10 protein-coding genes and 1 pseudogene are annotated in these 13,819 nt (G+C 54.1%); all 11 read left to right on the top strand.

Annotated elements, in window-relative coordinates:
• Positions 1-206, top strand: a 206-nt coding sequence (locus LG661_RS22635) for a hypothetical protein (protein WP_230534260.1), incomplete at its 5' end; no start/stop codon positions are given.
• Between the two features lie 516 nt (positions 207-722).
• Entirely contained in the window at positions 723-3,527 is a 2,805-nt protein-coding gene (locus tag LG661_RS22630; protein ID WP_230534259.1) for a hypothetical protein, read from the top strand.
• Positions 3,527-5,077, top strand: coding sequence for a hypothetical protein (locus LG661_RS22625; protein ID WP_230534258.1), 1,551 nt, complete (start codon positions 3,527-3,529; stop codon positions 5,075-5,077). The genes LG661_RS22630 and LG661_RS22625 overlap by 1 nt, the downstream gene beginning before the upstream one ends.
• Positions 5,077-6,258: a hypothetical protein gene (locus LG661_RS22620; RefSeq protein WP_230534257.1), complete on the top strand. Its 1,182-nt coding sequence runs from the start codon at positions 5,077-5,079 to the stop codon at positions 6,256-6,258. Before LG661_RS22625 ends, LG661_RS22620 begins: the two co-directional genes overlap by 1 nt.
• Positions 6,259-6,278: 20 nt before the next feature.
• Entirely contained in the window at positions 6,279-7,385 is a 1,107-nt protein-coding gene (locus LG661_RS22615) for a glycosyltransferase family protein (RefSeq protein ID WP_230534256.1), read from the top strand.
• A gap of 14 nt (positions 7,386-7,399) precedes the next feature.
• Positions 7,400-8,476, top strand: coding sequence for an NAD-dependent epimerase/dehydratase family protein (locus tag LG661_RS22610; RefSeq protein ID WP_230534255.1), 1,077 nt, complete (start codon positions 7,400-7,402; stop codon positions 8,474-8,476).
• Between the two features lie 166 nt (positions 8,477-8,642).
• Positions 8,643-9,251: a hypothetical protein gene (locus tag LG661_RS22605; RefSeq protein WP_230534254.1), complete on the top strand. Its 609-nt coding sequence runs from the start codon at positions 8,643-8,645 to the stop codon at positions 9,249-9,251.
• The gene (locus tag LG661_RS22600; RefSeq protein WP_230534253.1) at positions 9,244-10,320 is read left to right on the top strand and encodes a GSCFA domain-containing protein; all 1,077 of its coding nucleotides are present in this window, start codon (positions 9,244-9,246) and stop codon (positions 10,318-10,320) included. Before LG661_RS22605 ends, LG661_RS22600 begins: the two co-directional genes overlap by 8 nt.
• 321 nt (positions 10,321-10,641) lie before the next feature.
• A complete protein-coding gene (locus tag LG661_RS22595; RefSeq protein WP_230534252.1) occupies positions 10,642-11,346 on the top strand; it encodes a glycosyltransferase in 705 nt (234 codons plus the stop codon).
• Between the two features lie 282 nt (positions 11,347-11,628).
• Positions 11,629-13,611, top strand: coding sequence for a hypothetical protein (locus LG661_RS22590; protein WP_230534251.1), 1,983 nt, complete (start codon positions 11,629-11,631; stop codon positions 13,609-13,611).
• 31 nt (positions 13,612-13,642) lie between these two features.
• Positions 13,643-13,774: pseudogene (locus tag LG661_RS22585) on the top strand (transposase); the annotation flags it as partial.
• Positions 13,775-13,819 lie beyond the last annotated feature (45 nt).

The raw sequence follows: 13,819 nt of genomic DNA, 5'->3' as shown, positions 1-13,819 counted from the left end.
TCCCAGGCACAAACCAGATCAGAGTCTTCCCAAAAATCAAAGCCGTCGGAGTACTAATCGCACAGCCTATTTCGGCTGTTCTCGTGACGCGGTTTCGCATTAAGGAGCGACTTTTCGCAGCCCGCATATATCTGATTGAAAAGGTGTTGCCGCCATTTTTGGCAAAAGCCCTGCGGTCGCTCAAGAGGAAACTAAATGGGACATAAAAGACTACCTCGGCAAAGACGCAATATTATTTGATCGATGCGCCTAAATTCTGACTTAGCCCTAACAAAGCAAGGCGCAAAAACGTTAATTAGTAACCAAACCAATTTAGAATACACCATCAAACCGACTGAAGTAAATGATACGTTGATGCATTTGCCGCAAAGACAACTTATTAGCGCAACTCTATGCATTAGGAGACTACTATATCGGCGACTGCCCGAATGCAGAGCGGGCACCAAGCCGGCATGACCGACTCACCGACTACAGCAGCGTTCACAGCGCAGCAGAATATAATTCTATCAAGCTTGCAAAACAGCGATTGGCGAGATGGGACCTTCAATCCGAGCAGTCATAATCAATCCCTGTGCCAACGCCGTGAAGAATGCAGAGTTAACGACGCCAAGCGAGACGAGAAGGGCAATACCTTCCGGGGCATTTCGCTAGAGCCAAGGCGGTTTGACTGGAATTCGCCCTCCTATTAAACACCACACCCGACACAAGGTGACGATGCTAAGATGAACTTCCCGCACGAGCAAAATCAGGCCGTCCTCAGAGCCGAGATCAAGAGGCTAAACACGGAGATCAGTCGCCTAAAAGCCGAGTCTCGCCAGAAGTTAAAGGCTCGCGATATCCTCATCCATAGCATTTACACCTCGACCTCCTGGAAAGTTGCACGCCCGATTCGCGGGATCAAGAAGGTCGGGACTGCAGTCGCCCGGATAACAAACTCCTTGTTTCGTCTGCGCCCTGATGCCACGCCACGTCCTTCAGCGCAGCCACGTCCTTCAGCGCAGGTTAAAAAAGAACAGCCGACCTCCCCAAAGAACAAAGCAAAGCCCGCCGTTGACGAAGCCGAAGCTTTGTCCCTGGTTTCTGCAAGTCCATTGTTTGACCCAAAATGGTACCTGAGCCAATATCCAGATGTTGCAAAGGCCAACATAGACCCAGCCGTTCATTATATCCGACACGGCACTGCGAAAAAGCGAAAACCCAGCGTCTATTTCGATCCAGATTACTATCTCAGCCAAAACCCGGAGCTTGCCAGATCCGGGATTAACCCCCTGGTGCACTACCTCAAGTTTGGTCAACATGAGGGGCAACGACCGCTGGCACTTCTTGAGATCTCCCAGCCACAGGGACCCCGTCCCGTCGTCATGCCGAACGCGCCGATTATTGTGTCACCCGGCATCGAGACCGACGAACCCGTAGACTGGGTCCGTTATACTGATCTAACACTTATCGAAGACCACGATAGCCTTCTTTATGGTGGAATGGTCCTGTCGCACCTCCACCGCGACAAGGCACGACATGACGTGCTTGGGCCTCTTGCTGCGTTCTGCCGTTTGATGGACATAGATCCTGCCGACCACATTCGCTTGGCTAGGGGACCAAAGGGTCAGGTGATCTCTGTCGAATCAGCACTTGGCGCAAGTCTTGAGCCGACACGTTACAAAGGCCTTGGCTTGCAATTTTCAGCGGGGGCCGCTTGTATCGCTGACGCATGGTTTGCCAACGGATTAACCTTACGAATTCGCTTCGGTCAGGACGACGCAGAGCCTTCCAATTCAGAACGGTATGTGGTCCGCGGATTTCAAGCTGATGCGGCGGTGCCAGAAACCATCCAGCTCGTGGGTGAGGCACTCCTTCCTGAGTCAGGACCGGCACTGGTTGATTTCAGCTTGGCCAATCCCCTCCTCCCGGTTTTGCTTGTACTGACCACGCCTGATGGTACAGCCATCGATCTGGGTATTCTGCCGTTTCCGTCGTTCTGCCGGGGCGGCATGCATCAAGCTGAACTCTCAGCCCTGAGCGTTCATAGCAATCCCGTGGAAGATCTGAGACTCATCTCAGACGCCCTGGTGCGGGATTACATCTCGCCCGGCAGCGAATTGCCGCGTTCGATCCGACGTATCGCCGTGAGACTAGAGGCCGCGACAGGTGCGGAACGGATTTTCTCTCCGTCAGTTCTCGAGTGGTTGGCACGCGTGTTCCACCTTCGCGTTTATCCGAGCAAACATGAATCCAAGGCTGACCACGGTGGCGTGGCCTATCTGCGTCAACGCCTGCATGCTGGTGAAGGCATTAGAGCTTCCCTTCATGAGCATGTCACGCAAGAAGTCGATAATGGTCTCACGCTCGTTCTGCCGCAGGACGCACTTCCCACGATCTCAGCACTCGTCTCCCGCCGCTTGTGCCCTCCTCTAGGCTCTGCCTCAGTCGCAGGACCATTCGTTGTCGCCGATCATGTCACCTGCAGACCTCGTTGGTCTGTCGTGCTTCCGACGATGGGCGAGGACTTGCTCGCCCTGCAACCAAGTGGCTTCGCCATCGGGTACCCAGTCCTGACCTCCTCCAAAGCAACTACATCTGATGGATTAGATGTCACGGGGAAGAGCACGACCGAAATCCATTTGGCTGTTTGTTACAGCAGTTCTACCCCGCCAGATGACGCTACGATGTTGATGCCTCTCGCGCCTGATGCTCCCGGGCCCGCGCTTGGTCGAGCGCTTACTGAAACAGAGCGTGCTCAAGCCAGCATCACGGCAGTCGTAAACTGTACGACAGAGGTGGGAACCCGGCGCCTACTCCAGTCCCTTGCCAGGCAAACCCTCTTAGGCACTGTTGACATCGTTGCCCTGCTCCATCCCGATTGGGCGGATGGAGCTGACGCATGCCGCTCCGAGCTCGAGCGGTTGTTCAAAGGGCGCTACAAGATTGTTCTTTCCTGCGGCAGTCGACGCAAGGACCTCAACCGCTGTGTCGCTGATTTAAGCGGCCGATTTACTCTTGTCGTCGATGACACGATTGTTCTTCACGACTCGCGCACCTTGGAGACCCTTGCCACAATGGCCAATGGTGAGGGCATCGCATCGGCAAGCTGCGTCATTCTTCACGAAGCGGCCGTCAGAAAGAGCAGCGTCGTCCGCTTCCAATCAGGCGGCTTCTTTCCGTCGCATGTGTCGTTCCAGTCCGCGCCAAACCTCATATTCAACGAGCCGAATTGGCCTGAGACATTTGCCAATGCCACCTACCCTGTCGTCGGCAACTCTCTCGAACTCGCTCTGATCAGAACGGATGTCCTGCTTGAAATGTGGGGCAAAGAGGCACAAACATTCTCTGAACATCGTGAGGATCTCCAGTTTGCCCTGAAGGCGTTAGCGGCTGGCTACAAGCACCTGTGCACCTCTGCTGTTCGTGCGACATCCCTCACCGGTCCAAGGTTCCGGGAGGAACTAGATCCGATTGGCCGTAACTTCATCAACCCAGGTCGATGGGAACACCTACTTTCATCCGTTACGCTCCTGCGGGAACTACGCTGATGAAGATTGCCATCATTGTACCCAGCGAGGATCATTTCGCGACGGCAGGTGTACGAATCCGCTATCAGCGTCTCAAGCCGAGACTGGAGGCTGCAGGGCACCGATTTGAACTTGTTCCGATAGACACCGTCGACGCTCGTTCGGAGCACAGCTTTAACACATACATCTTTTGCAAGTGCCACGATGCACGATCCCTAATTTTAGCGGATGCGCTCGCTCGAGCAGGACTGCATGTGGGCGTTGATTTCTTCGACGATTACTACAGCCAGACTCGCGACAGCCGGTTCGTCCACCTCCGGGAGTGGTTGCGGAACATTGCGCCAAGCCTCTCCTTTGCGATTTGCTCGACGGAGCGGATGCGAGCGGGCCTGACCGTTCTCTTACCGGACCTACCGTTTCACATCATCAACGATCCATGCGATGGCCTCGACCCAGACCACGTTGCGGCAAGCATCGAAAAGAACGTTGAGCGCGCCCTCTCGACTCGCCAACTCGACGTCGGCTGGTTCGGCATGGGCGACAATCCGCATTTTCCCGTCGGATTGTCCGATCTCTTTGCCTTTAGCGAGATCCTTATGCAGTCTCGGCGGTGGGGGTTTGAGCCCCGGTTGTCAGTTCTTACCAACAAGCGCTCAATGACCGCGGAGCGGCTTGAGATGCTCGCGCGACTTCCAGTCGCTTGCGCCCTGGAGGAATGGACGGAGGAACTCGAGGGGCAGTTGATCGCGAACAGCCTATTATGCTTTCTGCCGGTGAACGCCCAGCCTTTCAGTACCGTCAAGTCCCTGAACCGGGCCATCACGACGTTAGCGAGCGGAGCACAAGCTCTCTCAACGGGATACCCGCTCTATGCTGAACTCGACTCATTCATCTACCGCGACTTGGGCACATTGATCAGTGATGTCGAGCGTGGTGCACCAGCACTTCGCCGCGAAACTATTCCAAAGCTGCTTGAAAGTCTTGAAGCTCTAGGAAATCCGGATGTTGAGGCGTCTAAGCTTATCTCTTTCCTTGGGAACATGCACCCGCTCCAAGCAGAGAGCGCTCCAAGTACATCCGTCCAGGCCGTTGTTCACGGCGTTGGGGCCCTGAGCATCGTTCACAAGCTCGCCCAGCGCATTGACCTCTTATCCGTAGCAAGCCCGCTTACATCCCTTGAGCTCGATTTCGACGTTCGCATCGATTTCGACCCAAGCACAGGTGGTACGTCTGCCGTTTTGTCCGACGCTGCACTCCGCCTGCTTCCGGAGCCTGTAAGGCAAAGGACTGCGCCCTGCCCTACCGGCGGAAAGAGAAACCTCTATCAGTTGGTGCTGGAGAATCCGGGCTGGGAAACAGAGGACCTGTTCCTCGATGAGAACGCTCGATCCATGTCGGTTGCCCTGTCCACCTATGCCTCTCGTATGGAGGCTACATTAGCCGGCCTTCGAAGCCTCTTTGGCCCTATCAGAGTGTACGTTTCGGAGTCGAGATCACCCTATTGGCCACACACGCACCGCCGGCCAGTCTGCATCGACACAGCGTTCCGAGCGCAGATGGATGCCGCATGATGAGACAGAAATACATCCTCTTTATCGTGAATTTGTTGCAGGACATCAACATCATACGCCCCTTGGTGTACCTTGCAGCACGAGAGTTGGATGCCGGCATCGGCTTTCTTGTAACAAGTAGGTTTATGCAGAGGGACCGCCAGCAAACCTGGCAGCGTGAACTGGCGCAGATGTGCGCCGATGTTCATGGGGATATGTTCATCTTTGATACCCCCGCAGAGGCCTATCGAATTCTTCAGGGCAAGAGCGGCATTCTGATTGCAGCCAGCGAGTCTGATCTCCCCGGCCATTCTGATACCCACAACGCATTTCGGATTGCCCCGTCCTCTTTCTTGAAGATTACACTTCAACACGGCTATGAATGTGTCGGCTTCCTGCAGAACCGCGAACACAACAAAGCCCATGGCCGCAATGTTACCTTCGCGGCAGACATCATCTGTGGTTGGTGCGAGCCGCGTGCACTTACTGCGCTCGCTGTTTCAGAACGGCCCAAACTCTATGTGTCAGGTCCCTCCACAATTCTCCAAGTTCCCACCCGAGGCCCGGACCACCCCCCCGTGGCTGGCGGTCTCGTCTGCGAGAATCTGCACTCCGTCCGACTTCGCACAGGCGGGAATTTCGGCGCTTCCTTCATGGATGTGTTCTTTCAGTTCTGCGGCAGGCTGGCCGAACATGGACAGGTAATTACACTTCGCCCCCACCCCGGGGGGCAGTATGTGTTGAAGAACAACGTCCAACTGCCGGATCAGGTTACCATCAACAACCTGCCGATGTATCGGGTCAACCTCAAGAGCTATGCGTTCGGCATTTCAGCTCCGTCAACAGTCGTCCTCGACATGGTACTCGCGCGTATCCCAGTTGCTGTATGGCATGATGACGGAGGCGTCATGGATTTCAGCAATTACGAAGGGTTGACAGACATTAGCGGGCTGGATGATTGGCTCGCATTTGCACGTGATGTTGCGGCTCGACGTGACATGCTGCTCGACCGCCAACGGCGCTTTCTCGAACGGATTCCGATGCCCACCGACCCAAAGGAGGTCTATCGGCGCTTCGCGCGCCTTTTGGCCAACGGCAGTGATACAGTCTCAGGCACCATCGCCAGCGTCCCCGGTCAGTCGCATGCGGTCGATGGATCGCTGGCCAGGGTCGCGCGCCCAGTCACCGCACTTGGTTTGTAACGCCTGCCGGAGAGATCAACATGCAGACAGCAGTTCGCGTTACCCAATCAAGTGGAGCATTCGCACACCGAATCATGGTCCTCGTCGACAAGCCGGGAGCAACCCAACATATCAGTTTCACACAACCGCTTGCGCGGCAGGTGAACCTTGGAACGGCGGACGTCAATCTTGTCAGCCACGATACCTCGATGGAAATTCTGAAGCAAAAGCTGCAGAAGTTCAGCCCATCATCTCTCATCCTATCTCGTTATACGAGTGCGGACGCAACGCCATTAATTGCCTGCGCCCGCTCTCTTTCCATTCCCGTGATATTCCACATCGACGACGACCTCCTCGGGGTTCCAGAAAGCCTCGGCCTCGACAAATTCCGGCATTACAATGCTCCCGAGCGTCTCCAGGCTCTCCGGAACAACATGGAGGCGAGCGACCTCATCTATACGTCGACGCAGCCCTTGGCTGAGGCATTCAGAGCCTACGGCATCTCCACACCTATCATTGCGGGTGATGTTTACTGCACCGTCGATCCGACATTCATTCCGCAGCCCCTGCCTGCCACGGCACCGGTTGTCGGGTACATGGGAACCGGGGGGCATTCACGGGACCTAGCGCTGATCCTGCCTGTCCTTGAGCGCCTTCTGGAGGAAGTTCCAGACCTAAGATTTGAGGTCTTCGGGACGATCCAGCTTCCTGGTGGACTCACGCGGTTCGGTAAAAGGGTCAGTCATCACGCACCCGTTTCAGATTATGCGAGGTTCGTGTCGAAGCTGTGCGAGCTGGGCTGGTGGGTCGGCTTGGCACCACTGGAAGATAACGCCTTCAATAGATGCAAGGCTGATACTAAGTGGGTCGAGTACAGTTATGCTGGAATCGCCGTGGTGGCCTCCGATCTTCCCGTCTATCATCGAGCCTGCAATGAGCGAGCCGGGGTTCTAGCCTCCGACCTAGAGAGTTGGTACCGGGCCCTGAATGCACTGCTCTGTAGCTTGGATCTGCGTCAAGGGCTAGTTGACCGGGCACGGCAAAAGCTTACCACAAGGTACACCCATACTGCGCTTGAAAAACAGGTCATTGATGTGCTGTCTGCTGCCCGCGACTACGCACGTCGCACTCGCACTGAATTTTTTTGAGGAGAATGAGACTGATGCCCCCCCAAAGCATGAAAGGCGAGCGCGTTTTTATCACGGGCGGCGCAGGCTTCATCGGATCCCGCCTGGTTCAAGCCCTTGCAGCGCTGAATGCCGACATCACCATTTTCGACAATCTGCTCCAGCAGGTGCATGGGCCATCGCCCGTCATCGATCTCCCGGGGCGAATGATTGTAGGCGATATCCGTGACGCGGCTGCCCTCGCTGGCGCTCTCGGTGAGTGCCGCCCCACGATCGTGGTTCATCTTGCAGCCGAGACGGGAACAGGCCAATCGGCGGACGAGCCTGTGCGCTATGTAGACGTCAATGTTGGCGGGACGGCGCGTCTAATCGAAGCCCTCAAGCAACTGAAGGATGCTCCCTCCCGGGTTGTCTTAGCCGCGACACGCGCAGTCTATGGAGAGGGTGCGTATCTCGACAATGCAGGGAGGACGACTGTTCCTCTTCCGCGCCAACCGTCTGAAATGGCAAGGGGCGTCTTTGATCTCTATGACAAGGAGGGCAACCTTTTGACCCCCATCCCTACGCCCGAGCATGTGCCACCCGCACCAGGATCAGTCTACGGTTCCTCGAAACTCATGCAGGAGTATCTCCTGCAGCAGGTTGCAGCACCTTGGCAAGCCGTCATTCTCCGGCTTCAAAATGTCTACGGACCTGGTCAGTCCCTCCGCAACCCCTACACAGGCGTTCTCTCAATCTTTTGTCAGCAGGCGCTCGCTGGTCGGACGCTGAACATCTTTGAGGATGGAAATATCCATCGTGACTTTGTCTTTGTGGACGATGTGGTCGCTGCGTTCGTAGCGGCTTGCCACGAACCGGGTGCGCTCGGGCGTACAATCAATATCGGCACCGGAGAACGCACCTCCATTCACGACGCCGCAATCCTCATTCTCAGGAGTTTGGGCCTACCTACTGAGCGACTAGCGATCAGCGGCGAATACCGGGCTGGCGATATTCGCCACGCAGTCGCGGACATTACGTTAGCAAGAGCCCTTCTAAAGTGGACGCCCAACACAAGCTTCTCGAGAGGCATTGCACAACTATCTGCTTGGTCGATGAGGGAAACCACCTAGCCGCGGAACGGCCTTCTCCTAGTACGGATACGGCGATGGTACGAGTTCAATGACAGCACACACACACTCTCTTCCACGGTCAACCCGCCCAATTCTGGTAGTTGGCAACAGTCATACAACTGCCCTTCATACTGCTGTTACAGAGACCGGATGCGAGGCGATTGATGTGGTCAACATCGCAGTTTTTTTCGATCCTGTTGAACGCAAGAACAAGGTGCTTAGGCCCGAAATCACTGATTTCTTTCAACCGCAGCAGATTTTTTGCACTTTTGGCGGCTCCGAGCACAACGTGTTTGGCTTATTGGAAGCACCGAAACTATTCGACTTCGTTACGGATATACACAACGACTACGATCAGCGGCGGCAGTTTGTTCCCTATCAGCTAATTGAGAAGACGTTAGAACGAGCAATGCGCGGCGCGCTCACTAACCTATCTCGCTTGCGGGAGTTCTACTCTTGTCCAATAACGCAAATCTGCACTCCTCCGGCATTCTCATCAATCGACGATACAACAGTACTCCCTACCGTATTTCAAGGGAGGCTTCAGCTCGGGATCACTCCAGCGCCAATTAGGCAAAAATTGCATTATGTCCACACAAGAATCACACGATTTCACTGTGAGAGACTCGGAGTAAACTTCCTCCCACCCCCCGAGACGGCGACCGACTCCCAAGGATACCTTCGCCGCGAGCTTTGGACAAAGGATCCAACCCACGGCAACAGAGAGTATGGCAAGCTTGTGCTAAACCAAATCATGGAGATTTATGATGTCTAAGGCACATCCTTATGTCGGAGCGCCGGACTACCAGATTTGGAAAAAAGAACCTGGAATATCGCACCCGGAGGCTTTTGACCCTGTTACGCATGCGTCCTTCAAAATCCAGAAGTCAGATCCAGTCGTCACCGCTGGCAGCTGCTTTGCACAACATGTTGCGCGCTATCTTTCCACAAGCGGGTTTAACTTTCTCGTGACCGAGAAATCCCACCCAATTGTTCATGCTGAGGTAGCCGAAAAGAGCAACTATGGCACCTTCTCAGCACGGTACGGGAACATCTACACAGCCCGGCAGTTGAGACAACTCCTTGAGCGTGCATTCGGGCTTTTCCATCCCATTGAGAGCAGTTGGCATCTTCCCTCTGGAGTGACAATCGACCCCTTCCGCCCTCAAATCCAAGAGAGTGGATTTATCTCGACTCGGGACCTCCTACTGGATCGCGAAGTTCACTTCGAAGCCGTACGCAATGCTGTTAGCCAAATGTCGGTGTTCGTTTTTACACTCGGCCTTACGGAGTGCTGGGAGGATTCTAGGGACGGCGCCGTATTCCCGCTTGCACCTGGCGTCGCAGGCGGGGAATTTGATCCGAGTATCTATCGTTTAAGAAACTGCAACCTTGAGGAGATCGTTACCGACTTGGATTGGTGTATTAGCTTCATCAGAAATATCAATCCTGGAGTCCGGTTCCTCTTCACTGTTTCACCTGTGCCACTGAATGCAACTGCGATTGACAGACACGTATTCGTCTCAACAACCTACTCAAAGTCAGCACTACGAGTGGCAGCTGAGCAAATCTGCAACAGCCATGAGCTTTGCGATTACTTCCCATCCTTTGAGATCATCACAAGCCCTTACGCACGAGGCAAATACTATGGCCCCGACTGTAGGAGCGTAACAGAATCCGGCGTAGCCCATGTAATGAGGCTGTTTCTAAAGCACTACGGCGAAGATTGTTGCCATACTGCGCCCTCCAATTATTTATCTCCCGAGTCAGAGACCCAGAAATACATCCGGGAGATGGACAAAGTGGTTGAGGTACTCTGTGATGAAGAGCGCATCTCTAACTAAAGACCTCGCGAGCTAGATGTTCAGTCCCGGCATTCGGTGGATCGGGTTTGGCCTGCAGCACTTGGCTCGATGGTCCAAAGTCTCAGCGTTGCCTCCGTTGGCCTTGAAGCCAGCGGACTCCGGTTCTGAAACCCAGGACGGTTAGGACACACTTCGCAACGGCAACTACGTAGCAATACTGAGGCTGCGGCGATCGAAGCGGTCTTGCTTCGCGAAAGCCTCTCCATTAGGAGTTTCACAACGTCGCTACGAGACTTTGGTGCAAGCGTCCAGAGGACAACGCAGCATAGGCGTCTCAAGATGAGCATGAGGAGCTCAGGTATGTCGCAGATTGCAAAGATTTATGTTGGGTATGATACGCGCGAAGACATCGCTTGGCAGGTTTGCAAGCACTCGGTCGAACGTCACAAAAGCCGTGACGTTGAGATTTACCCGTTGAAGCAAGGCTCGCTCCGGGAACTCGGCCTTTACACCCGCCCCATCGATGCGAATGCAACGACCGAGTTTTCACTGACCCGCTTCCTAACACCATACTTGGCAGCACATGACGGATGGTCGGTGTTTGTCGATTGCGACTTCCTCTTCACAAAGGACATATACCAGTTGCTCGACAACCTCGACCCTTCCAAGGCCGTTTATGTGGTCCAGCACGACTATAGCCCCTCCCAGACTATCAAGATGGACGGCAAGCAACAGAGCACTTATCCACGTAAGAACTGGTCCTCCTTTATCGTTTTCAATGGGAGTCACGAAAGCGTAAAGGCTCTAACGCCGAGCGTGGTCAATGCCGAGACGCCGGCCTTCCTGCATCGGTTTTCTTGGATTCCGGACGACGACATGATCGGCGCTCTTGACCTTGAGTGGAATTTCTTAGAGGGCGAATATCCAAAGCCCGACCAAGTTCCTGCGGCTATCCATTACACCAATGGCGGGCCGTGGTTTGAAGATTGGCAAAATGTGGACTTCGCCGACTTGTGGTTGGCTGAACGCGACCGCTATCTGAGCGTTGCCAACGCTGCAGAGTAACAAGTGAAGTTTGCAGCGGGTTGCCTGCTCCGGTCTCCTTTGCCAGGGGGCCGGATTGGCTTCTCAATGAGACGAGCAGAGTACGATACCGACGTGACCTCTGGATTCGAGAACGCACTTGCTATCAACTGCTTTCCCAAAATCTATACACAGAATTGTCCCCGCACTTTTGTGTGGTGCTCCTAGCCTGTAAACACAATGCAGATCCGACCTAGGAGCGATCCAGGGCAGAGCCAACCGACAGAAATCTTCGAACGAAAAGCTCAAGTTAACAGCAATCGAATGAAAATGTTGAAAGCAGGACTTTATCCACTCGCCTGCGCGATTTTCTTATTTGTCAAAGTCGTTTGGGTGTTACTGCCCACAGTGCCTATGGGGGCACCACGACTTGGTGACGATGCTCTGGTCTACCTGTGGATTGGAACAGGCGGCGGCGTCCTTGAGCCAAAGGTCGACACTCCTGCAATCCGCGACATCATCTCAATTCGCCAACTGCAGGATTCTAAAGACCCGAGCCTAGATTATCTTAGAGCGCGAACCACGATGCGAACCACCGGTATCTCATCGTCACCTTTGGCCTTCATAAATGGACTATTTCTCAGGGCTGGCTTTTCGCACGAGCTAGCCTTCGCAGCATCGGAAATACTGGTTGCCATTGCCCTAACAGCAGGAATTGCAAGCTTTCTCGCAATTGTGGTTGGCAAGTTTGCTGCAGGCATCGGATTGATGCTGTTAACGTTTGCCCTCCTGCCGGGCCAAGGTTTGCAGTTTCTGGTACAAAGTGTTTTTACTCTTGCATTGTCCCTCCTGATTTGGGCAGAGATCAGCCGCCCCAAGCCCCGCATCCTCCTGGTAATATTGCTTGCGCTTACAGCTGCACTCACTCACTCGATCGCCCTTGTCTATATCTGTATTGCCATTGGGTATGCGGTGCTGACTTCGACTATTCGGGCCCGTCGTATATCCATTCCTTGGACTCAGGTATTCGCACTGGTCAGCGCTGTTGTAGCTGCGCGTATACTCGACAAGGTACTCGGCGGCCGCCTCCCTCTAACGACCGGAATGGGGACAGTCACATTATCTGATATTGGAGAAAATTTCGCATCAGCAGTAGCTTACTTTTGTGAGGCGTTTTGGAACGTACCTCTAATTTGGCTCTCGGGAATGGCTGGTCTTTACATAGTTATTAAGCAGCGCAAGCTCGAAGTTCTAGTTGCGCTTACTCTTTCAACTGGGGCCTTCTTCGCAGCAACTGCCTTTAATCTAGAGGGCTATCCCGGTGAGTTGTCGAATCGCCTTCTCGTTCCAATTACGATAATTCTGGCTGGCCTAGCAGGCCTATGCATAAGAGTGCTTCTAGAATCTTCGCTGGCGCTTAGGGCAACGGCTCTCAGCCTTGTAGCTGCGCACTTAGTGATCAATGCACATGCAACGCAACTAGCTTTTTTCGACAATCTGAATGGACGAAACTACATATATGATCCGGTGGCAGTTCGCACGGATCTAAACAGTCTGCCAGCATCAGCTTCTATCATATGGACGGATCCTGATGTTACAATGATGGCCGCTTTTCTCGAGGGAGCATGGCGCTTCCGAGCCATTCCTTATCCTATGATCGAAGGTAGTCCCCACATCGATCGTATCTTGTCTGAGTGGAAGCCCGATCATATCGCGGCTCCCGTGCCACGGGTCCTCAACACCTCGAGCGAAATTCCAAGTCGATCACTTTCGCCTCGCGTACATGGGATAGATTTTTCCGACTTCCAGGCTGCGTCCATCAGCTTCGAAGAACCTGTACCTAGTTCCATCTACCTCCGGCTATCAGCTCCTACTACAGCAAACAAGGTGTCCTTTGCTCTTTCGGGACAAAGTGGCCCGTGTACTACTCCGCAGCGAAAAAACATCTCCATCAACAATCAGCGATGGGTTAAGCTCGACTTGACCAAGTGCCCCATTCCTAAATCTCTGACGATAAAAGCGAAAGACCAAACCCTTGCATTGCTTGGGGTTCGCCTCGCCGCTCCGAGTGGCCAGGTGAACTGGCCTTGGGGCTCTCCACTCGTACTTCGAGGAACTCCTCACAATTCAGATCGTGACGACATTCTAGTGCGATTCGACTGGGCTAGCCTGCTGGGAGCTTCGTTGACAGCTCATATCATGGCGCCAAATGCCACAACTGTACTGTCTGATACAAGCGGTATTGTGTGGCTAAAAGTAGAGACTGTGCTAGAAAAAGACGTGAGCCCCGCGAACTCCTCCAGATGAGGCTAGAGTCCGTCCGACCTGGAGACGGACAATGAAGCGCTCACGTTTCACGGAAGAGCAGATCATCGGCATACTCAAGGAGCATGAGGTCGGGATTAAGACAGTGGAGATCTGCCGCAAGCACGGGATCTCGGAGGCAACCTTCTACAACTGTAAGGCCAAGTAGTCGGCCCTGAACAATGCCGTTTGATCAGGCGGCAATTGGATT

Source organism: Microvirga roseola, assembly GCF_020866965.1.
GTDB lineage: Bacteria > Pseudomonadota > Alphaproteobacteria > Rhizobiales > Beijerinckiaceae > Microvirga > Microvirga roseola.
Note: the sequence above shows the minus strand (reverse complement) of the source record. Positions and strands in the feature narration are given on the sequence as shown.